Annotated in this window: 21 protein-coding genes; 9 read left to right on the top strand and 12 right to left on the bottom strand. The window is 69.3% G+C overall.

The genetic code is table 11. From position 1 onward, the window contains the following. The first annotated feature begins 102 nt into the window (after positions 1-102). On the top strand, positions 103-645 hold the full coding sequence (locus ASD43_RS03200; protein ID WP_056418976.1) for a universal stress protein: 543 nt from the start codon (positions 103-105) through the stop codon (positions 643-645). A gap of 284 nt (positions 646-929) precedes the next feature. On the opposite strand, the gene ASD43_RS03195 is transcribed toward ASD43_RS03200, so the two are convergent. From ASD43_RS03195 to ASD43_RS03170, 7 genes are all read right to left on the bottom strand, one after another. Then, positions 930-1,556 carry a PadR family transcriptional regulator gene (locus ASD43_RS03195; protein WP_056413489.1) on the bottom strand — a complete coding sequence of 209 codons (627 nt, stop codon included), beginning with the start codon at positions 1,554-1,556 and terminating at the stop codon, positions 930-932. Next, positions 1,553-2,392, bottom strand: a complete 840-nt coding sequence (locus ASD43_RS03190) for a DUF4097 family beta strand repeat-containing protein (RefSeq protein ID WP_056413485.1) — start codon at positions 2,390-2,392, stop codon at positions 1,553-1,555. The genes ASD43_RS03195 and ASD43_RS03190 overlap by 4 nt, the downstream gene beginning before the upstream one ends. A gap of 73 nt (positions 2,393-2,465) precedes the next feature. Continuing rightward, positions 2,466-2,996, bottom strand: a complete 531-nt coding sequence (locus tag ASD43_RS03185; RefSeq protein ID WP_056413482.1) for a hypothetical protein — start codon at positions 2,994-2,996, stop codon at positions 2,466-2,468. A gap of 1 nt (position 2,997) precedes the next feature. Next, positions 2,998-3,162, bottom strand: a complete 165-nt coding sequence (locus ASD43_RS17145; protein WP_157550753.1) for a hypothetical protein — start codon at positions 3,160-3,162, stop codon at positions 2,998-3,000. Further along, entirely contained in the window at positions 3,146-4,717 is a 1,572-nt protein-coding gene (locus tag ASD43_RS03180; RefSeq protein WP_056413479.1) for a hypothetical protein, read from the bottom strand. The genes ASD43_RS17145 and ASD43_RS03180 overlap by 17 nt, the downstream gene beginning before the upstream one ends. Then, positions 4,714-5,475: an ATP-binding cassette domain-containing protein gene (locus tag ASD43_RS03175; RefSeq protein ID WP_235564148.1), complete on the bottom strand. Its 762-nt coding sequence runs from the start codon at positions 5,473-5,475 to the stop codon at positions 4,714-4,716. Before ASD43_RS03175 ends, ASD43_RS03180 begins: the two co-directional genes overlap by 4 nt. A gap of 29 nt (positions 5,476-5,504) precedes the next feature. Next, positions 5,505-5,747: a hypothetical protein gene (locus ASD43_RS03170; protein ID WP_149424024.1), complete on the bottom strand. Its 243-nt coding sequence runs from the start codon at positions 5,745-5,747 to the stop codon at positions 5,505-5,507. Positions 5,748-5,989: 242 nt separating this feature from the next. Between ASD43_RS03170 and ASD43_RS03165 the strand changes: the two genes are divergently transcribed. Both ASD43_RS03165 and ASD43_RS03160 read left to right on the top strand, forming a co-directional pair. Then, positions 5,990-6,364 (top strand): hypothetical protein, encoded by a 375-nt coding sequence (locus tag ASD43_RS03165; protein ID WP_056413470.1) that lies wholly within the window; start codon positions 5,990-5,992, stop codon positions 6,362-6,364. Between the two features lie 4 nt (positions 6,365-6,368). Then, complete coding sequence (locus ASD43_RS03160) at positions 6,369-7,193, top strand: nitroreductase family protein (RefSeq protein ID WP_045252746.1); 825 nt, start codon at positions 6,369-6,371, stop codon at positions 7,191-7,193. A 3-nt stretch (positions 7,194-7,196) separates the two neighbouring features. On the opposite strand, the gene ASD43_RS03155 is transcribed toward ASD43_RS03160, so the two are convergent. Next, complete coding sequence (locus tag ASD43_RS03155) at positions 7,197-8,726, bottom strand: FAD-dependent oxidoreductase (RefSeq protein WP_056413466.1); 1,530 nt, start codon at positions 8,724-8,726, stop codon at positions 7,197-7,199. 86 nt (positions 8,727-8,812) lie between these two features. Here ASD43_RS03155 and ASD43_RS03150 point away from each other — a divergent pair, with 86 nt between their 5' ends. The 4 genes from ASD43_RS03150 (at position 8,813) to ASD43_RS03135 (ending at position 13,480) form a co-directional block, all read left to right on the top strand. Next, a complete protein-coding gene (locus ASD43_RS03150; RefSeq protein ID WP_056413464.1) occupies positions 8,813-9,202 on the top strand; it encodes a fluoride efflux transporter FluC in 390 nt (129 codons plus the stop codon). Beyond that, the gene (locus ASD43_RS03145) at positions 9,199-9,558 is read left to right on the top strand and encodes a fluoride efflux transporter FluC (RefSeq protein WP_056413461.1); all 360 of its coding nucleotides are present in this window, start codon (positions 9,199-9,201) and stop codon (positions 9,556-9,558) included. Before ASD43_RS03150 ends, ASD43_RS03145 begins: the two co-directional genes overlap by 4 nt. Before the next feature lie 114 nt (positions 9,559-9,672). Continuing rightward, positions 9,673-10,266 carry a TetR/AcrR family transcriptional regulator gene (locus ASD43_RS03140; protein ID WP_056413458.1) on the top strand — a complete coding sequence of 198 codons (594 nt, stop codon included), beginning with the start codon at positions 9,673-9,675 and terminating at the stop codon, positions 10,264-10,266. 22 nt (positions 10,267-10,288) lie between these two features. Continuing rightward, positions 10,289-13,480: an efflux RND transporter permease subunit gene (locus ASD43_RS03135; protein ID WP_056413454.1), complete on the top strand. Its 3,192-nt coding sequence runs from the start codon at positions 10,289-10,291 to the stop codon at positions 13,478-13,480. A gap of 110 nt (positions 13,481-13,590) precedes the next feature. Here ASD43_RS03135 and ASD43_RS03130 read toward each other — a convergent pair whose 3' ends face one another. Then, positions 13,591-14,487 (bottom strand): aldose 1-epimerase family protein, encoded by an 897-nt coding sequence (locus ASD43_RS03130; RefSeq protein ID WP_056413451.1) that lies wholly within the window; start codon positions 14,485-14,487, stop codon positions 13,591-13,593. Positions 14,488-14,776: 289 nt separating this feature from the next. Here ASD43_RS03130 and ASD43_RS03125 point away from each other — a divergent pair, with 289 nt between their 5' ends. Continuing rightward, the gene (locus ASD43_RS03125) at positions 14,777-17,065 is read left to right on the top strand and encodes a DEAD/DEAH box helicase (protein ID WP_056413448.1); all 2,289 of its coding nucleotides are present in this window, start codon (positions 14,777-14,779) and stop codon (positions 17,063-17,065) included. A 182-nt stretch (positions 17,066-17,247) separates the two neighbouring features. Here the strand turns inward: ASD43_RS03125 and ASD43_RS03120 are convergent, their stop codons facing one another. The 3 genes from ASD43_RS03120 to ASD43_RS17140 all read right to left on the bottom strand — a co-directional run bounded on the left by ASD43_RS03120 (position 17,248) and on the right by ASD43_RS17140 (position 20,237). Next, entirely contained in the window at positions 17,248-17,787 is a 540-nt protein-coding gene (locus ASD43_RS03120) for a YaeQ family protein (protein ID WP_056413445.1), read from the bottom strand. A 40-nt stretch (positions 17,788-17,827) separates the two neighbouring features. Further along, entirely contained in the window at positions 17,828-18,043 is a 216-nt protein-coding gene (locus ASD43_RS03115; RefSeq protein WP_056413442.1) for a hypothetical protein, read from the bottom strand. Positions 18,044-18,143: 100 nt separating this feature from the next. After that, complete coding sequence (locus ASD43_RS17140) at positions 18,144-20,237, bottom strand: intein-containing Rv2578c family radical SAM protein (protein WP_056413439.1); 2,094 nt, start codon at positions 20,235-20,237, stop codon at positions 18,144-18,146. An 82-nt stretch (positions 20,238-20,319) separates the two neighbouring features. Here ASD43_RS17140 and ASD43_RS03105 point away from each other — a divergent pair, with 82 nt between their 5' ends. Continuing rightward, positions 20,320-21,255: a M15 family metallopeptidase gene (locus ASD43_RS03105; protein WP_056413436.1), complete on the top strand. Its 936-nt coding sequence runs from the start codon at positions 20,320-20,322 to the stop codon at positions 21,253-21,255. Positions 21,256-21,316: the final 61 nt, after the last annotated feature.

Here is a 21,316-nt window from a genome sequence, read left to right as displayed (position 1 = left end):
TCATTCACGACACCGGCTGAAGGCCGGTAAGAGTAGCATTCAGAATAGCACGCGGGCGGACCGCCCTGGCTCGTCTGCAGGCTGGTGAAGGGAGCGATCCTCATGACCGAGAGCAACGCCGAGCACGCCGATGAGGCGGCGCAGAACGCGACACTGCAGAAAGCAGTCATCGTCGGGATGCAACCGGGCCAGGCGCCCAGAGTCATCGAGGAGGCCGCGCGCTACGCCCGACTGCTGCGCGTGCCGCTCGTCGTGACCCATGTCGACGTCACGCGCTTCGTCACCTACGAGGATCCCGACGGATACGTGCATTCGGCCCCCATCGACGTCAACTTCGACGCGGGGACGGCCGAGTTCGAGGCGGTGCAGGCTCAGGCTGCCGCTGTGCTCGACGGATCGGGGCTCACCTGGACCGCGAGACAGCTCGTCGGGGATCCCGCCCTCGCCATCAAGCAGCTCGCGCACCGTCTCGACGCGCAGCTGATCGTCGTCGGCACGCGCAAGCGGGGCATCGGCGAATCGATCAGGGAATTCTTCACGGGTTCGGTGGCGGCGCGACTCGCGCATCGTCAGCATCGGTCCGTGCTGGTGGTCCCGCTCGAGGAACCCGTGCCCGACACGCAGCCGGAGATCTGGACGGAGTAGGAGGCGCGTTTCGTCTCGTCGCTGCGCTCCTCGCTCAACGGGCGGGGTGGGTCCCGGCCGCTCGCTCAACGGGCGGGATGGGTGTGGACGGAGGAGGAGGCGCGTTTCGTCTCGTCGCTGCGCTCCTCGCTCAACGAGCGGGGTGGGGTCCGGCTCCTCGCTCAACGGGTGGGGTGGGGTCCGGCTCCTCGCTCAACGGGTGGGGTGGGTCCCGGCCGCTCGCTCAACGGGCGGGGTGGGGCTCGGTCGTTGAGCGAGCGGAGCGAGACGAAACGCGCAGTACGTCAGCGCCCCAGCGAGGCGAGTGCGACGGTGATGCCGCGGGCGGCGGCGTCCAGTCCGTCCTCGAGCTGCGTCACCACGGATGCGGGCAACGTGCCGCCCTTCGCGATGTGGGTGCGCAGGTCGGTGCGCACCCGGGCGCGGAAGGCGTTGATGACGGCATCCGCTCGGTGCATCTCCTCGCGGGTGAGGGAGCGCTCGTCGTCGCCCGCACTGCGGGGGCGGGACGGTGATGTGGCGCGATCGTCCTTCGCCGCGGTCGCGAGGTCGGCACGGAGGCTCTTCATGGCCTCCTTGACGCTCTGGCGCACCTCGTTGGCGATCAGCCGCACCGAATCGGTGAGCCCCGCTTCGATGCCGGCGAGGTCGCCTTCTCGTGAGGCGAGCTCGGCGCGTCCGGCGTCCGTGATCGCGTAGATCGTCGTGCGACCGTCGACGGTCTTGCTCACGAGACCCTCCTCCTCGAGCTTCGCCAGCCGGGGGTAGATCGTGCCGGCGCTGGGCGTGTACGTGCCACCGGTGCGGTCCGTCAGGGCCTGGATGATCCCGTACCCGTGCTGGGGCGCCTCGGCGAGCAGCGAGAGGAGGTAGAGCCTCAGGTCGCCGTGCGAGAAGACCGCAGGACTCATGCTTCCCACTCCGCATCGTCGGTGATGGATGCCGGCGAGCGGCGGAGCACCGTCACACCGCCGGAGACCGAGTTGGCGCGCAGGTCGACGAAGCGCCCGGCGAGCTCGCCGGTCGATCCCGTGTAGTTGCTGGGGCCCGACGTGTTGCGCTCCACGCCGTCGATGAGGAGACGCCCGCTCAGCGAGCGGATGACGTAGTTCGCAGCGAGCGACTCGTCGAGGCGCACCGTGGTGCCGCCGGACACCGAGTTCACGGTGATGGTGTTGACGTCTCCCGCGGCGTCGACCAGCGTCGAGCCGGACACGATGTCGACGGTCGCGCGACGGACGGTGCCGGTGACGGCGACGTCGCCCGAGACGCTGTTCGCGCTGATCGATCCGGTCAGCCCGCGCACCTGCACGTCGCCGGACACCGAGTTGACCGTGAGGTCGCCGATCAGGGTGTCGACGATGAGGTCGCCGGAGACGGTGTTCAACCGTGCGTCGTTGCGGATGCCCGACACCAGTGCGCCGGCGCTCACGACGCCCAGGTTCAGGGCGATCGAGCGGGGGACCGCGACGCTGACCTCAGCCTTGGGCCCTCCGGAGCCGAAGTTGCGGAACACCTCGAGGAAATTGTCCCAGCCGAGCTGCGGGTGGTCGATCTCGACCTCGCCATCGTTCGCCTCGATGCGCAGGTCCTTGGTGGTGACACCGTGCACCTCGATGCGGATGCCGGGTTCGTCGTGCGCGATGACATCGACCTGACCGCCGACCAGGCCGATCTTCAGCCGGGTGACGTTCTCGATGTCGATCACGCGTTCTTCGCCGGGGGCGACGAGCCACTTCTCGGTCATGTCTGCTTCTCCTGTGTTGAGTGATCACGATATATCGTGTTTGGTCAGAATAACACGATATATCTCGACTCCGTCAGCCCCTCTTTCGCTGTGCGACCCCGCGTGCCGCACGCCGAGAGAGGATGACGGAGAGCACGGCTCTCCCATCACCGAAGACCGGGACGAGGAAGACGGCGTGCGCCAGGTACCAGAGGTGCAGGTGCGACTGCGGGGCCAGCAGCAGGAGCGCTGCGCCCACGGCGACGCAGGTGCCGGGCCCGGCGAGAGCCGCGAGAACCGCATCGCGCCCGCTGATCCGGCCGTGCGCGCTGACCGACAGCCGCCAGAGTGTGCGCTCGAGGGTGATCGCCGTGACCCCTTCCGCGCGCGAGAGCACGACCAGGTGCCCGAGCTCGTGCAGGCCGAAGGAGCAGCAGAGTCCGAGGATGTACTGCACAGCGAGTGCGGCCACTGCATCCGCTATCCCCGTCTGCTCGGTGACGGCGGCGAGGGCGGCGGTCGCCGCGACCAGCGCGCCGAAGGCGAGGTGAAGAGGCCATGCCGCGAGGAGAAGCCAGCGGCAGACGAGGCCCGCGCCGACTCGCTCGGCACGGGCCGACCACATCTCACCGACCCCCGGCGAGAAGGTATCTGCGCCGCTCGACGAGCGCATCGTGCACGGCGAACACGGCGAGGATGAACACCGTCACCACGACGATGCTGAGGATGATCGGCAGCGGGTCGTTCAGCCCTGCTCCCAACTGGGTGGGCCCGTCAGCGCTCGGATGCACCTCGACGAAGACCGCCCCGAAGAAGCCGAGCCGTCGGCCCTCCGTCGATCCTTCCGCGAACATCAACCAGATCGCGGTGGCGATCGCCGCCCCCGCGGTGACGACGAGCGCTCCGACCGCGCTCACGGCGGTCCTCAACAACCACTTCATGACGAGCGGTCCTTTCTGTTCTGTCCATCCCTGCGATGGAGAGTGCGGCGGAGAGGAGGGTGAGGAAGACCATCACCCCGACGGTGAACGGAGCCGGGAGCCCGAGGAGGTTCGTGCCGAGCATGATCGTCCCCACCACCAGCCCCGCGATGGCGACGCCGGCGATCACGGAGAACGGGTTGCCCTTCTCGGGAGGGAAGGCGATCCCGGCGAGGGTCAGGACGACGATGTTGGACGCCGCGAAGCCGATGACGGTGAGGATGGCGTCGGCGGGCGCTCCGGTGAGGGCCGAGAGAGCGCTGATCGGGACCGCGATCAGCGCGAGCGTCGCCAGCTGCGGGCCGAGGATCAGGAGATAGCGCATCGACGGGCCGTGCCGCCGTGGCCCGGTGGCACGCAGCGACTCCGTCGAGACGAAGGAGTAGACGGACTGCACCGAGACGGCGATGAGCAGGAGGGGCGGGAGTCGGACGTTCGCGAGGAAGAGGGCGTACGAGCCCGCCAGCGCCAGGCCGATCACGGTGATGGTCTCGATCGCCCGGATGTGGGCCGAGAAGTAGACGCCGAACTCCGTCGACCCGAACAGACGGGGGACGACGGCGAAGCGCCGCGTCGGCTCGAACTGCCGAGGCGCCATCGCGATGACCGCGAGCATGAGCAGCGCGACGCAGGGGGCCCACACCGAGAGCGCGGCGATCAGTCCGTGCGCCGCGGCGATGTCGGCGAACACGAGCGAGGGGGCGAAGTAGTCGTCGCCCTGACCCACCGCCGCGAAGAGCACCGGCTCGGACTGCGCCGACACTCCGAGATAGACGACGGCCATGGCGGCCGCGAGTACCACCGGCACGAGGAAGGCGCGGAGCCGGGCGAGACGGATGCGAAGGAGCAGTCGCTCGAGCGCCAGGTAGGCGACGCTCGTCAGCAGGTAGGCGACGACCGCCGGCAGGATCACGCAGGTCAGGATGTCGTCGAGGATGCCGACGCCGCCGATCGACAGCGCGCCGGAGACGACGGCGCCGAGCGCGAAGGTGACCGCGATCGCGACGAGCAGCGTCTCGAAGAGCAGCACGCCGAGGCCGCGCGCCCGATTGGTCAGCGGGAAGGAGAAGGTGAGCTCGATCAGATCGCCGGCCTTCAGGAACAGCACCCGCACGACGGTGAACGCCGTGAGCACCCAGAGCGGTATCGAGACGCCCACGACACGCAGCAGGGGAGGGAGCTGCTCGGGCTCGACGATCAGCTGTCGCAGGGCGAGCACCCCGAACGCGCAGAAGCCCAGGAACGCCGCCGCGACTGCGGCGACGAGAACCCAGCGGACGGCCGTGATGCGGAGCATGCTGCGGCGGAGGATGCGTCGGACGAGGAACGTCCAGAGGAAGCCGGCCAGCTGCAGCGACGGCCTCATGGCGATTCCTGCGTGCGGGCGATCGCGATCGCCCGCCTGACCAGCGCGTCGACCGATCCGACGTCGTCGAGTACGCGTGCGGTGGGGAGGTCGAACACGATCTCGCCCCGGCACAGCACGATCACCCGGTCGCAGACGTTCTCGAGGAGGCGGAAGTCGTGGCTGCACAGCAGCAGTCCCCGGTCGTCCGCGATGCGGGCGGCATCGATCTCGAACTCGAACAGCGCGTCGACGTCGACGCCGTTGAGCGTCTCGTCGATGATCGTGAGCGGTCTGCCCAGCGAGAGCGCCGAGACGAGCTGGATCTTCTTGCGCATTCCGTGCGAGTAGTCCTCGATGAGGTCGAACTGCCGCGCACCCATCTGATAGCGGTCGAGCAGGTCGTCGACGGCGGCGGCGTCGGGAGTCGTCCGATAGAGACGATGCATCAGCTCGATGTACTCGCGGCCGGTCAGGAACTGCGGCAGGGTGTCGTTGCTCGCGATGTAGCAGAGCTGTTCGCGCGACGCACGGGTGTGGTTCGGGCGGCCGTCGATGGTGACGCTGCCCCGTCGCACCTGCAACAGGTCTGCCACGAGGCGGATGAGCGTCGACTTGCCCGAGCCGTTCGGCCCGACCAGACCGACTCTCTCGCCCGGCGCGAGCGAGAACGAGATGTCGCGAAGTGCCGACGCCCGCGCCGAGTACCCGAAGGTGACGTCGGCCACCTCGAGCAGGGCCCGGGCCTCGGGAAGCGGAGCGCCGTCGCCTCCGTGCATCGGCACCGATGCACGGAGGCGACGTGGGTCTAGACGCATTCGATCCACACGGAGACGCCGGTCTTGCCCCACTTCCAGTTGCCGCTGAATCTGCGACCCCCGGCGGAGAAGAAGCACCACAGCGCCAGGGCCGCCAGGAACGCGACCCCGAAGACGAGGATCGCCGCCATCAGCACCAGCCACCACGCATCCATCCGCAGGATCGCATCGTCGATCGCGTCCTGCGCACGCCGACGCATCATCGTCGGTTCGATTGCCGCCAGTAGGGACATGTACACCACCTCCATAAATTCGTTACAGCGAGAGGCTGTGCTGCCTCTGAAACGTAAACATAGTCATATGAGTGCAGAATGCTGACATACGTTTGCGCGATGGGGAGAACGATCGACGTCGACGCTGCGTCAACTCCTCGCCTCACGAGCACCACGCGGAGAGCAGCCTGTGCCCCCGCAGGGATCCGCCCCGCCGTGGCAAGACCGAGATCGGATGCCGCGGCGGGGCGTAGGGTCGTGCCATGGCCCCCCGCCGCAGACGCACCGATGCCGCCCCCCTGTTCGCGGTGGCTGCGGGAGCCTATGCCGCGAACGTCGCGCTCGGGTCGGCCGTCGCCGCCAAGCTGATCGACACGAGTGGCTTCCGCTGGCTGCATCACGCGATCTACATCGCGACCTGCGTGGCCTCCGCCGCCGCGTTCTCGGCGCTCGTCTGGGGGCGGCCGAGGCCCGCGAGCCGACGCGCCGCCCTGGCCCTCGCGCCGGCGGCGGTGCCGCTCGCGGCCATCCCGTACCTGGGCACGCACCGCAGGCGGCATCCGCTCGTCGCGCTCGCCGCGGCCCCCTTCATCGTCGCGGGCCTCGTGTGCGCGCACCTCACCACCGACCGGAAGTGACCGCATGGAACTGCTCGACGCCATCCGCCGCCGCAAGACCACGAACGGGCCGTTCCTCCCCGACCCGGTGTCGGAGGAGCATCAGCGAATCCTGCTCGAGGCGGCGGGGCGGGCGCCCTCGCAGCTGAACAGCCAGCCGTGGCGCTTCGTGGTCATCGAGAACCGCGACACGATCGACAAGATCGCCCGCATCTCCGGCGAGAGCATGACCGAGGCGATGTCGAACGGCACGTTCTTCGAGCGGTACAAGCCGTACTTCCGCTTCAGCCAGGCCGAGATGGAGGAGAAACGCAGCGGGATGCTGTTCGACAAGCTCCCCGCGGCGCTGCGGCCCTTCACGAGCCAGGTCTTCACCAAGCGCGGCCAGAAGCTGATGAACACGTTCGGCGTGCCCAAGACGCTGGGGGAGGAGAACCACAAGCTGGTCGGCGGATCCCCGTTGCTGCTCGGAGTGATGCTCGATCGCAGCGAGTATCGTCCAGGCCAGCTGTCGTCGTTCTACTCGGTGTTCAGCATGGGTGCGGCGATGGAGAACGTCTGGCTCACCACGGTCGAACTGGGCATGGGCATCCAGTTCATCTCGTTCCCGATGGAGGTGCCGGGGCGCTGGGACGAGATCAACGCGCTGCTGCGCGTGCCCGACGACCTGGAGCTCATGGCCGTCTACCGGCTCGGCTATCTGCCCCCGGAGCAGCGCCGGCCGGCGATCGACTGGTCGAGCCACCAGCGCAAGCTCGTCTCGCAGTACGTGTTCCGTGAGAACTGCGACGAGCCCCAGCAGGGGTGGGACTCGCCGCCTCCCGGGGCCGGTGCCCCGCCCCGGGACTGAGCGTCACCCGCCGCTCGTGCGCGGGAGCACCGTGAGGTCCTGAAGCGCAGGCCCCTCGATGCGGGTGCCGTCGGGGGCGAAGCGCGAGGCGTGCAGCGGGCAGTCCCACGTGCATTCGGCGTCGTTCCAGGCGAGCACGCCGCCGAGGTGCGGACACACGGCCGAGACCGCGCGGGTCACTCCGTCGACCGTCGAGATCGCGACAGGGCGCCCGCTGCGCTGCGCGACGACTCCTTCGCCGTCGGCGGGCCTCGGCACGGGAACGGGACGGGACTCGGCGTCGATCCACCCGGTCGTCGCGGCCGCGGCGACCTTGGCTCCCTCGACCGCGCCGCGCGCGAGATCCGCGGGAACCGTGAGCCTCGTGCCGATCTTCACCATCCAACCGGGACGATCGTGCCAGCTCGCCCCCAGGATCTCGGCGGTGAGTCGCAGCGCGGCGGCGGGGGCGTTCGACAGGCCCCACTTCGCGTATCCGGTCGCGAAGCGGATGCGGCCGAGCCCGCGCGGCATCGCGCCGACGAAGGGGATCTGGTTGTGCGACTCGTAGTCCTGGGCCGACCAGCGGTGGGTCTCCTCGGCCTCCGGGAAGTACGTGCGCGCCCAGGACACGAGATCGTCGACGGCCGCCGCCTCGCCGTCGGAGCGTCCGACGGGGTGTCCGTTGCCGCCGACGACGAGTCGCGCGTCGCCGCCTGGTCCGTCCGCAGAGGACACCGGACGGATCGAGCGGGTGGGGTCGTCGACCGAGATGAAGGTGCTCTCGGGCACGTCGCCCGGCACGCGGAACGAGACGCAATACGACCGGAACGCGCGCATCTTGGCGAAGTACAGACCGCGGTCGAGGATCGGAGACCCGGTGGCGATCACGATGTGCTCGGCGAACAGGGGGCCGACCGGAGTCTCCACGCGCGGTTCGGGCAGAGCGTGGGTCGCGGTGACGCGGACGCCGGTGTGCAGGGTTCCGCCCGCGGCGAGGAACTCCGCAGCGAGGGCGTCGGTCACCAGGGCCGGATCGATCGTCACCTGCTCGTCGAGCGCCACCGCCCCCGCGACGGGGAACGCGGTGGACGACAGCTCGGACCGCGAGAGCATCCGGGTCGGGAGTCCCGCCTCGCGCGCCGCCGCGTGCACCTGCCGCACCGCGTCGACTCCGCTCTCGTCTTGGGCATAGGAGTGATCGGTGCGTCGCTCGTAGGAGACCCCGGCGTGATCGGCGAACGCGACCAGCCAGTCCATGCCCTCGCGGTTGCCGTCGACGTAGGCCTGCACCAGCGAGGCCGGGTGGTGCGCGCGGATCTCGGCGAGGCGTTTGCCCTGCAGCAGGTTCAGCTTGCCGGTGTTGCCTCCCGTGGCGAGCTCGGCGACCTCTCCCGCCTCGATCACCGCGACATCGAGTCCGGCACGCGCGAGCATGACGGCGGTCGTCAGGCCGGTCAGGCCCGCGCCGACGATGATGACATCGTGTCGCGCCCCCGGGTCGAACGGTGTGCCGGTGGGCGGGGTCCGGTCGAGCTTCCACAGTGGCTTCATGGCCCCAGTCTTCGTGCCGGGGCTCCCGATCCGCACCCGGTTGACAATCGCCGATCGCCTTGCCATGGCGAGGCTAGAGTTGCCGCGTGACCTCTCGCTCGCTGCTGCTCGTCTTCGCCGGTGGCAGCCTCGGCACGGCAGCACGGCTCGCCGTCGGACTCTGGATGCCGGATGCGGGCGGCGTGCCCGTCGCCACTCTCCTGGTCAATGTGCTCGGCGCGCTGCTCATCGGCATCCTCGCGGCACGGCTGCCGCAGACCACGGGTCTGCGAGTGTTCCTCGGCACGGGTGTGCTCGGCGGTTTCACCACGTACAGTGCGCTCATGACGGGCACGGACGCGCTCTGGGCGCACGCCCCGCTGCTCGCCGCCGCCTACGCCGGGGCCAGCCTCGTGCTCGGTCTCGCGGCGGCGGTGCTCGGGCTGCGGATCGGACGCCCTCGCTCGACCGTTCGCCGCGCAGGAGTCGACTCGTGAACCCCCTGTTGTTCGTCGCAGCGGCGCTCGCCGGGGGTGTGGGTGCCGTGCTGAGGTACCTCGTCGATCTCGGCGTCGCGAAGGTCGCCGGTCGTCGATTCCCCTGGGGCATCTTCGTCGTGAACCTCACCGGCTCGTTCGCGCTGGGCGTCGTGACCGCGGCGCTGCCCGATCAGGCGTTCCTCCTCGGCGCCGGTCTGCTCGGCGGCTACACGACCTTCAGCACCGCGATGCTCGACACGGTGGCGCTCTGGCGCGACGGCGAGCGCAGGGCATCCGCAGTCAACGCTGTCGGGATGCTGCTGCTCGGTCTGCTCGCGGCCGGCCTCGGGCTGGTGCTCGGCTCGCTGCTCTGACCTCGCTCCGTGCGCCGCCAGAGCACTGCACCGGGCGAATGCCCAGGTTCGCCGCGCAGAATGTACAAACGTACATGTACGTGCGTACAGGCATGACAGCGCAGGGGGATCCGGATGAGCGAGGGCACACGCCGCCGCCGCGACCCTGAGGCACGCCGTCTCGAGATCATCACGGCCGCCGCCGAGCTCATCATCGAGGTCGGCGTCGACGCTCTCACGCACCGCAAGGTCGCCGCCCGTGCCGGTGTGCCGCTGGGGTCGACCACCCAGTACTTCGCCACCCTCGACGACCTGCGCGAAGCGGCCATCGGCGCGCTCGCCGCCGAGGTCGAGGTGCGCATCGACGAGACCAGGCGAGCGGTGGCCGCAGAGGGTGTGAGCCCCGAGGGCATCGCGCGACTCGTGCACCGCAGCCTCGAGGACGCGAGGGCGGTGCAGGCCGACCGCGCGGTGGTGACCGCAGCCGTGCACGATCCCCGCGTCCGCGCCTTCGCCAGGCGCTGGTCCGAGGAGATCGTCGGCTTCATCTCGCCCGTCCACGGAACGGATCGCGCACGGGCCGCCGCCGCCTTCATCGACGGCGTACTGTGGCACTCACAGATCCACGACGAGCCGCTCGACGAAGAGCTCATCCGCGACGCCCTCGCCGGGATCCTCATTCCCTCTCCGGCGTCCCCCTCCGCATCCGCCGCCGCAGCATCCGCCTGATCCGATCGAGAGAGAATCCGCCTTGTCGAACCTCGCCGTCCTGAGTCTCAAGAACCGCGCACTGATCGCGCTCATCACGATCGTCGCCGCCGTGTTCGGCGGACTCGCTCTGACGAACCTCAAGCAGGAGCTCATCCCGTCGCTGGAACTGCCGAACCTCGTGGTGCAGACGACGTACCCCGGCGCCTCGCCCGAGGTCGTCGAGAACGACGTGTCGACCCCCATCGAATCGGCGATCCAGGGCGTGCCGGGGCTCGAGGCCACCACGGCGACGAGCACCACCAATGCGTCGATCGTGCAGGCCACCTTCGCGTACGGCACGAACCTCGCGACAGCCGAGCAGAAGATCCAGCAGGCGATCAACCGCATCTCGGGTCAGTTGCCCGACGACCTCAGCCCGCAGGTCCTGACGGTGTCGATCGACGACTTCCCGGTGATCCAGGTCGCGGTCACCGGCTTCGACGACGCCGAGAACGCCCAGGCCGAACTTCAGAACATCGCGATCCCCGACCTCGAGGACGTCGACGGAGTCAACGCCGCCCAGATCATCGGCGGCGTCGGACAGCGCATCACGATCACCCCCGATCTCGCGAAGCTCGCCGCCGCAGGGCAGAGCACGCAGGCGATCAGCACGGCTCTGCAGCAGAACGGCACACTGTTCCCGGGTGGAGACATCACCGAGAACGGCCAGACGCTCACGGTGCAGACCGGCGCGAAGATCACCTCGGTGGAGGAGCTCGCAGCGCTTCCCCTGGTCGGCTCCGACCAGTCGATCGGCGATGTCGCCACCGTCGTGCAGGAGTCCGACCCGGTCTCCTCGATCTCTCGTGTCGACGGCAAGGACGCGCTCTCGATCTCGATCACCAAGCTGCCCGCCGCCAACACGGTCGATGTCTCGCAGGGCGTGATCGCCGCTCTGGACGAGATCGGCAAGACGTTCCCCGATGCCGACTTCACGATCATCTTCGATCAGGCGCCCTTCATCCAGCAATCGATCGAGACGCTGGCCGTCGAAGGACTCCTCGGTCTCGTTTTCGCCGTGCTGGTCATCCTGGTGTTCCTCTTCTCGATCCGCTCGACCCTCGTGACGGCGATCTCGATCCCGACGAGCGTGCTCATCACGTTCATCGGACTGCAGGCGTTCGGGTACTCGCTGAACGTCCTCACGCTCGGCGCCCTCACGATCGCGATCGGTCGCGTCGTCGACGACTCGATCGTCGTGATCGAGAACATCAAACGGCACTACGTCGGCGACGCCGACAAGGGAGACGCGATCCGCCTCGCGGTGCGCGAGGTCGCGATGGCGGTCACTGCCTCCACCATCACCACGGTCGCGGTGTTCCTGCCCATCGTGTTCGTCGGCGACGTGGTCGGAGAGCTCTTCCGTCCGTTCGCGGTCACCGTGTCGATCGCGATGGTCGCCTCGCTGCTCGTCTCGCTGACGATCGTCCCGGTGCTCGCCTACTGGTTCCTCCGCCCGGGCAAACCGCTGCTCGATGAGAACGGCGTGCAGATCGACCCGGAGCACCAGGATGCTCCTCCGACCCGACTCCAGCGCGGCTACCGCCCGATCCTGGCGTGGACGCTCAAGCACTCCGGCATCACGGTGATCCTCGCCGTCATCGTGCTCGGTGCGACCGTCGCGGCGGCGCCGCTGATGAAGATCAACTTCCTCAGCGACTCCGGTCAGAACACGATGACCGTCACGCAGGACCTCGGACCCACGGCGAGCCTGGAGACCAAGTCCCAGGCGGCCATCGCCGTCGAGGACGCACTGCTGGACATCAAGGGCGTCACCCACGTGCAGGCATCGATCGGATCGAGCGGCTCGGCGCTGCGCGACGCCTTCTCGGGCGGCGCCGGCGTGACCTACTCGGTGCTCACCGACGGCGACGCCGACCAGGAGAAGCTGCGCGCGTCGGTGCAGAGCGCGATCGAGGACCTCACCGACGTCGGCGAGGTGTCGGTCGCGGCATCGGCCGGACTCGGCTCCAGCGACATCGAGATCACGGTCTCGGCATCCGGCTCCGACGACCTTCAGACCGCGACGACGGCCGTCATCGACGAGTTGAAGGACCGTGACGGCATCGGCCAGATCACCGACAACCTCGCCGCCGCTCTGCCGTACCTCGCCGTGGTCGTCGACCGCGACGCGGCCGCCCAGCGCGGTCTGTCCGAGGTCGCCGTCGGAGCGATCGTGTCGAACACGATGCGCCCCGAGCAGCTCGGCTCGATCGAGATCGACGACACCGCGCTGACCGTCTACCTGGCGTCGTCCGAGCCGCCCACCACGGCGCAGGCGCTGCGTGAGCTCGCGATCCCGACCGCCCTCGGCGTCGTGCAGCTGCAGGACATCGCCTCCGTCGAGGAGCGCAACGGGCCGACGTCGATCACCACCGAGCAGGGACGCCGCACCGCGACGATCACCGTGCCTCCGGCATCCGACAACCTCGCCACCGCCACCGCCTCGGTGACCGCGGCGCTCGCTGCGGTCGACCTGCCCGACGGTGCGTCGGCCGAGGTCGGCGGTGTCGCCTCGCAGCAGGCCGACTCGTTCTCGCAGCTGGGCCTGGCGATGCTGGCGGCTATCCTCATCGTCTACGTGGTGATGGTGGCGACGTTCAAGTCGCTGCGCCAGCCGCTGCTGCTGCTGGTGTCGGTGCCGTTCGCGGCGACCGGTGCGATCCTGCTGCAGATCGTCACGGGCGTGCCGCTCGGCGTCGCCTCGCTGATCGGTGTCCTGATGCTCATCGGCATCGTGGTGACGAACGCGATCGTCCTCATCGACCTGGTGAACCAGTACCGGGAGAAGGGTCTGTCGACGATCGATGCCGTCAAGGCGGGTGGCGAGAAGCGTCTGCGGCCGATCCTGATGACGGCCCTCGCGACCATCTTCGCGCTCACCCCGATGGCGCTCGGCATCACCGGACACGGCGGATTCATCTCGCAGCCGCTCGCGATCGTCGTGATCGGCGGACTCATCTCCTCGACCGTGCTGACGCTGATCGTGCTGCCGACCCTCTACAACCTCGTCGAGGGTGCGAAGGAGCGGCGCCGGGCGCGCAGGTCGGGATCGGGCGACGACGGCTCAGCGTCGGCCGACCACGAGCCGTCCGGTGGCCCTGTACCTGCCGGCGATGCGGCACTGGCCGGTGCCGGTCTGCCGCATGCGCCGCAGCTGACCCGTCGGGAGCTTCGCGAGCGCGGCGAGTGATCGCCGCCCCGTCTGCGATTCAGCACGGCTGAGCCCGATGCCCGCCCGGAAACGATTCCCGGGCGGGCATCGGCGTATCGGTGCTGAATCGTGCCCGCGGCGCCGGGGACTCAGTCGAGCGTGATGCCCCACTCGAGCGTCCAGGTCTCGCCGGGATCGAGGTGGCGGATGCCGACGCCGCTGTTCAGCGCGTCCGCGGGGGCCGTCATCGGCTCGATCGCGACCGCCAGCGGCTGTCCGGGGTACTTGTCGGTCGTGAACGCCTGTACGAAGTCGAAGCCGGCACCCTGCCAGACCGTGAGGCGGCGACCGTCCGGCGCGGTGAGCGAGTGCCGCACGAGTCCGTCGGGGTCGCGATCGAGATCGGCGAACCCGGTGTCGAGGCTCGTGTCGCCCAGGCGGATGCCGTCGCGCAGCGTCGCGTCGACAGGGCGCGATCCGGTGGGCAGCATGCGCTCGTCCGTGTCGAACGCCGTCTGCGCCGGCACGCGCAGCACGAGATCCTGCGTGTCCACATCGCCGATCATGAAGAAGGGATGCGTGCCGAGGGCGACCGGTGCCGCAGTGGCCGACCGGTTCGTGAGGGCGTGCGTGACGTCGATGCCGTCGGCCCGCAGCACATAGGTCACGCTCGTCTCGACGAGGTACGGGTACCCGGTCTGCGGCACGATCGTCGCGGTCAGCGTCGCCGCTGACGCGGTCTCGGAGATGTCGTAGGACGTGAAGCGCAGCAGTCCGTGGCTGGCGTTCCGGAACTTCGGCTCGGTGATCGCGAGCTGCCGCTCCGTGCCGCGGTCATCCCATCGTCCGTCGCGCACCCGGTTCGGCCAGGGGGCGAGCACGACCCCCGAACAGGAGGGTGTCGGAGCGTCGAGCGGATACGGGGGGATCAGATCGACCGCGCCGATGCGGAGGGCGCGGAGCGACGCGCCGACCTGAGCGATCTGGGCGCTGACGTCGCCGAGCTGGAGGTGCACCTGGATGCCGGTGGGGGAAGCGGAGTTCACCTCGCCATCGTATGGCTCGCCGCGAGCCGGACTGGGCACTCTTTCAGGCGTGCCCGCTACACTTGTGCGGTCGGCTTCGGACACCCGCGCATGGCGCGGACGTTTTTGTGTAAGAAGTGTGAGTCCAGGGGCCGATGGTGAGCGTCGATCGACGTAAATCAACCATCACATGAATGGCCCCGGCCGCTGACAGTCCGGAACCCCGAGCTCGATCACTTTGGATCAGGCACAGGGTGCTCGCGCGTGTGCGCAGCGCTGTTCTCGTGCGAGAACTCAGAAGGACACATCCATGCCCAAGAACAAGAAGCCCCGCGGCGGACGCCCCGCCGCCAACTTCGAGCCGCGCTACGGCGCGAACAAGACCTCGTTCCACGACCGCCACGCCGGCGGCCGTGACGCCGGGCGTCCCGAGCGCGGCGGACGAGCGGATGCCGGCGAGCGCCGCAGCGCTCCCGCCGCAGGCGGCTACGACCGTCGCCCCGGCAGCCGCAGCGTCGGACACCGCGGATACCGCGCGGCCGAGGCCGAGACCGGTGCCCCCAAGCAGCGCTGGAGCGCGCAGGAGCGTGCGGGGCGCGACGAGGCTCGCGGCATCCGCAACCGCGCCGAGTCCGGCCGCCGCGAGGCGCCGCATCACCGCGGCGACGAGCGCACCGAGCGTCCCCGCTTCAGCGACCGCGCCTCGACCGGTGCGCGTCGATTCGACGACCGCCCGACCCGCGCCGGCGGACGCGACGAGCGTCCTCGCTTCGACCGCGACGACCGCCCGCGTCGCGACGACCGTGGCGGCCAGCGCCCCACCGGTCCCGGCACCTACCGCGACGAGCGCGGCGGCCAGCGCGACGAGCGTCCGCGTCGCGACGACCGCGGTGCCGGCACGCAGCGCCAGGGCTTCCGCGACAACGACCACCGCGATGGCGGCCGTCCCGTTCGCGACGACCGTCGCGGCCAGCGTCCGACCGGTCCCGGAAGCTACCGTGACGAGCGCGGCGGCCGGGACGACCGCGGCGGTCAGCGCTTCGGTCGCGACGAGCGTCCGCGTCGTGACGACCGCGGTTCCGGTGCGCCGAGCCGCGGCGCGGAGCGCCCGGAGCGCTCCTACGATGCCGACCGTGCCCGCCGCGCCTTCGATCGCGACCGCACGCAGCGGTCGTTCGAGGGCGGCCGCGACGAGCGTTCGCGTCCGTCGACCGGTGGCGCGTACCGCACCGACCGTGTGCGCCCGCTGACCTCCGACACCCGCGGGCGTCCGAGCCGCAACGAGCGTCCGAGCCGCAACGACTGGAACGCGACCGCCGCCGCCGCGCCGAGCAAGAAGTTCGAGCAGGGCGATGACGTCGTGCACGAGCGCCTCGAGGCGAAGTCGGTTGCAGCCGTCGAGGTCGATGGTGTGACCTTCGGCGATCTCGGGCTCGGCTCCAACATCGTCGACACCCTCGTGGGCATGGGAGCGGCCACGCCGTTCCCGATCCAGGCGGCCAGCATCCCGGCCGTGCTCGCGGGCCGCGACGTGCTCGCCCGTGGCCGTACCGGCTCGGGCAAGACCATCGCCTTCGGCGCACCGCTGGTCGAGCGCGTCCTGCAGTCGCAGGCCGGCAAGCGCCGTGAGTTCGGACGGTCGCCGCGCGCGATCATCCTCGCGCCGACCCGCGAGCTCGCGCTGCAGATCGACCGCACGATCCAGCCGATCGCGCGCAGCGTGGGTCTGTTCACCACCCAGATCTACGGTGGCGTGCCCCAGGGACGTCAGGTGGGCGCGCTGAAGAAGGGCGTCGACATCGTCATCGGCACGCCCGGTCGCGTCGAGGACCTCATCAACCAGGGCAAGCTCGATCTCTCCGACTGCCGCATCGCGGTGCTCGACGAGGCCGACCACATGTGCGAGCTCGGATTCGTCGAGCCCGTGCAGCGCATCCTGCGGCACACCGCCGACGGCAGCCAGAAGCTGCTGTTCTCGGCCACGCTCGACCGCGAGGTCGCGGCGCTGGTCGACGAGTTCCTCGTCGATCCTGCCGTCTACGAGGTCGCCGGTGAAGACCAGGACTCGAGCACCATCGAGCACCGCGTGCTCGTCATCGAGCACCGCGACAAGGCCGACATCCTCACCTCGCTCGTCGACCGCGACGGCAAGACACTCGTCTTCGCCCGTACCCGCGCGTACGCCGACATGCTCGCGGAGCAGTTCGACGATGCCGGCATCCCGGCCGTCTCGCTGCACGGCGACCTGAACCAGGCCAAGCGCACGCGCAACCTCGAGCGTCTGACCTCGGGCCGCGTGAACGTGCTCGTCGCGACGGACGTCGCCGCCCGCGGCATCCACGTCGACGACATCGACCTGGTCGTCCAGGCCGATGCTCCCGACGAGTACAAGACGTACCTGCACCGCTCCGGCCGTACCGGTCGCGCCGGTCGCTCGGGACGTGTGGTCACGCTGATCACGCGTCAGCGTCAGCGCCGGATGACGGAGCTGCTGGAGCGCGCCGAGATCGAGGCGCCGTTCGAGAACGCGCGCCTGAACGACGACCTGATCGAGGAGATCGCCGGTCGCGTGCCGACCGCGGCAGACCTCACGGCCTGAGCGCTCGAAGGCCCCGTCTCCGCATCTGCGGGGACGGGGCCTTCGTCGTGCCGTGCGCCGTCTCTCCGGGAGGAGATCCACGCGTCGGGAGGAGGATTTCAGGCAGCGAGTCCTCCCGACAGGCTGTTCTCCTCCCGACGCGGTGCACGGCGCGGCACCGGCGCAGGGAGGAGGAGCCCGCGTCAGCCGAGTCGGTGCTCGTGGATCGCGGTGGTCAGCGTCGTGCCGTTGAGGTCGAGGTAGAGCACCTGCTCGGTGACCGTGAGGGTCATCGTGTTGCGACGCTCGAGGAGGGGCGCGGCCGAATCGACGAAGCCGGGGTCGAAGCTGAAGACGCGGAGGTCTTCGGAACGGTGGATGCGCTTGTCGGCCCACGGCGCCATGACCTTCGCCGGGTCGCGATGCGTGTACACGACCGTGCGCTCGGCGAGCCGGGAGCCGTAGTGCAGGCGTTCGGCATCCGGCGCTCCGACCTCGATCCATGCGGTGGTGCTGCCGGTGAGGTCGCGCACGAGCACGGCCGGCTCGTCGGTCTGCGAGATGCCGCCGCCGAAGGTGATGCCCTCGGTGAATTCGAGTCCGTACGCCAGTACGCGCGTCAGCATGTAGGCGTCGGTCTCTGACGGATGCCGGGCGACACGCAGCGAGTAGTCGTCGTAGACCCCACGATCCATGTCGGCCAGCTGGACGTCGAACGTGTGCATCGTGGAGCCGGTAGCCATAACGACCGAGCCTACGCGCCCTGGACGCGCTCTCCGGACCTCACCCGATCGCTCGACCGGCAGCGCCCTCGCGCGAGGGCGCCTGCGCCTTCCCTCGATCGCCGAGAAGCACGATCCCGATCAGGACGAAGGAGGCACCGAGGGCGGCCGCCCCCACCATCGCGAGCGTCGAGCCGCCGCCGAGCGGCAGCAGTGTGCCGTAGACGGTCGCGGCGAGACCGGCGAGGAACAGCAGGGCGACGTATCCGCGGAACATGCAGCCCAACCTAGCGGGATGCTCGGCGCACACGCCCGGAGGGCCCGGAGAGTCCGCCGGAACCCCGGAATCCCCGGGAACCCCCGAGCATCGGCGCACGTCAGAACAGCATCGGCTGCGCGGGCGCGGCAGGCGCCGCGACAGCGGGTGCCGGGCGTCCGTGCGGGGCGGACGAGCGGATGCCGCGCACCGGATAGTCGTCTTCGTGTTCGGCGTCGAGACCGTGCATCCGGATCAGCGGGCGCACTCGTTTGGCCAGCCACTGCCGATAGCCCTTCGGTGCCTCGGCGGAGACCCCCGGGTACAGTCCGCGGTACGACGAGACGAGATCCGGGCGGCACTCGCCCAGCCACTGCATGAACCACGGCTTCACGCCCGCGCGAAGATGCAGCGCGCCGTAGATCACCCGGCTCGCACCCGCCTCCGTGATGCGGCGCAGCGCGGTGTCGAGCGCTTCGACCGAATCGGTCATGTGCGGCATGATCGGCATCAGGAACACCGTGACGCGGAACCCGGCATCTCGCAGAGCCCGCACCGTGTCGAGCCTCGCCTGCGTCGTCGGTGTGCCCGGTTCGATCGCCTTCTGCAGCTCGTCGTCGTACATCGCGATGGACATCTGGATGTCGACCGGAACCCGCTGCGCAGCCTTCACCAGCAGCGGGATGTCGCGCCTGATCAAGGTGCCCTTGGTGAGGATCGACATCGGTGTGCCCGATGCAGCGAGGGTCTCGATGATGCCAGGCATCAGCTTGTACCGACCCTCCGCGCGCTGGTACGGATCGGTGTTCGTGCCGAGTGCGACGGTCTCGTGCTGCCAGCTGCCCTTGCGCAGCTCCTTCTGCAGAACCTCGACCACGTTGGTCTTGACCACGATCTGCGAGTCGAAGTCGGCTCCGCCGTCGAGGTCGAGATACTCGTGCGTCCCTCGAGCGAAGCAGTTGTGGCTGACGACCCCGTTGGCGATGAAGTCTCCTGTGCCGGTCGTGATATCGAGCAGTTCCTGCTCTCCCGGGATCGGCGTGATCTCGATGACCCTCAGATCGGCGACGCTCTTCACCGCGGTTCCCTCTATGGAGAGCTTGCGAGTGATAGCCGGCGAGCAGATCGCGAAGAATCGCTGGCGGCTGGGGAGGCCGCCGACGACACGGACGCAACGAACGCCGTTGGGGCGCGGATCTTCGACGACATGCGGAATCGCGAAAATCCGCAAGCCGCGTTCGATCAGCGCGATGATCTCTGCGTCCTTGTTCGAGATCCGCAGGACGCCCCCCGAGCAACTTCCCTCCGCGTCGAAGATGCCGGCGAGGAACCCCGCGTACCAGTCGGCGTCCGGAGCGTCGGGCGTCTGCACGAGCGACTCGACGGTCTCGACATGATGCCTGGCGGCGGTGTGGATCGCGTCCGCATCGCTGCGCGTATTGGTGGCGACCGCGAAGGGGCGGGTCCTGGTCGGAACGCCTTCATCGTCGAGGAATAGCCGAGTTCGCTCGAGGGCTTCGTCATCGATCAGTGCGAGGCGGAAGCTGTGTATCTCGCGGGTTCGGGACTCGCTCGGATAGGTGCCGTGGAAGATCGTCCCGTCGCCGCGGATCATCCCCGAGAGGTAGCCGCGACGGTATCCGGACGAGAGCGCATCGATCGACGACCCGGCGGATCCGATTCCGAACCCCATGAGCCGATTGTTCGTCGTGAGATGTGGACGCTGCCCGGAATCAGCATCTGCGACATGCTTCCACCCGCGCTCAGTGAGGAACCGATGATCCCCGCTCGCGACGAGTTCGGTCCCATCCGCAAGCGTGACCCTATGCGCCTGTTTCCGCGTCGCCCACTTCGCCCGGATCTTGGTGCGAACGTAGCGGCGGTAGCTGCCTTGCCGCTCGGTGCCGATGATCTCGTCACCGATCTCGAGGGCACGCAGGGGCCGCTGGCGGCCATCGGCGCAGAGGATCAAGGTGTCGGGGGATAGGCAATAGACGCAGGCATGGCTGCATCCCCGGTACGGGTTGATCGTCCAGGCGAACGGCATGCGTGATGCGCCGGGGACGTGATTGAGCGCGGACTTCGACAGCACCTCGTGGAAGGTCATCCCTGCGAAGTCGGGCGTGGTCACGGTGCGCAGCACGCTCGACCGGTCTTCGAGCCCCGGGAGTGCCCCGGAGTCGACGTCGCCGACCTTCTGACCTTGCCACCTCATGCAGAGAGTCGAACATAAAATCGACTGTCACGTCAACCCGGCTGCGATATATGTTCGATTCGAGTTAAGCGACAATAGAGGCATGCATCTTCTGCCGCAGCCTCAGCATGCGGCGACCCGGTCCCCGGCCCGAGGGCCTGCGCTGCCGGTCGGACTCGCGGTGACCGCCATCGGCATCCTGCTCTCGATCGCCACGGCGCCGGTCGCGACCTCCGCGTCGGACGATCCGGGGATGCCCGAGCCGAGCGTGGTGCAGGAGGTGCCGGCCGTGCAGGTCGGCGCGACCACCGCGGCCGACCCGTGCGCCGAGCCGAGCGTTCTCGAGGCGATCTCGGTCGCCGACGACGCGGCGATCGTCGCGGGGTTCGGTGGCGGGGAGGGCTTCCGGGCGGCCGTGATCGCGGGGAACGCCCCGTGCATCTCGCTCGACGACCCGGCGCACGTGTGGGTCGTGGTCAACAAGGCGCGTCCGCTGACCCCCCTGGATTTCGCGCCGTCGCCTCTCGCCGACATCCCGGTGCAGATGACGACGCGTTCGGGCCAGGCTCGCGCCGATGTCGCCGCCGCGGTGGGCGAGATGGCCGTGGCGGCCGACTCCGAGGGGGCGGGGCGCATCGGAGCGAACAACGGCTACCGGTCGTACGACCTGCAGGTCGCGACCCATGCCTCGCATGTGCGCACCGACGGCCAGGCCGGTGCCGATGCATCGTCGGCACGGGCGGGCCACAGCGAACATCAGACCGGGCTCGCGATCGACCTCGTGGCGTGCGAGTCGTCGTGCGGTGCGATCGAGTCGTTCGGTGCGACCGCGCAGGGCGACTGGATCGCGGCGAACGCCTGGGAGTACGGCTTCATCGTGCGCTACGAGCAGGTCGGCTCGGGGATCACCGGATACAAGCCGGAGCCCTGGCACCTCCGCTACGTCGGTCGGGATCTCGCCGCGGCCTACCACCAGGGCGGCTATCACACGCTCGAGGAGTTCTTCGGGCTTCCCGCAGCCCCCGATTACCTGCACTGATCGCCTGCGGATGCCGGTCTCGACGACCTCGTTGCGGCATCCGACAATCACGGTACCCAGT

Origin of the sequence: Microbacterium sp. Root553, assembly GCF_001426995.1 — a bacterium.
GTDB lineage: Bacteria > Actinomycetota > Actinomycetes > Actinomycetales > Microbacteriaceae > Microbacterium.
Note: the sequence above shows the minus strand (reverse complement) of the source record. Positions and strands in the feature narration are given on the sequence as shown.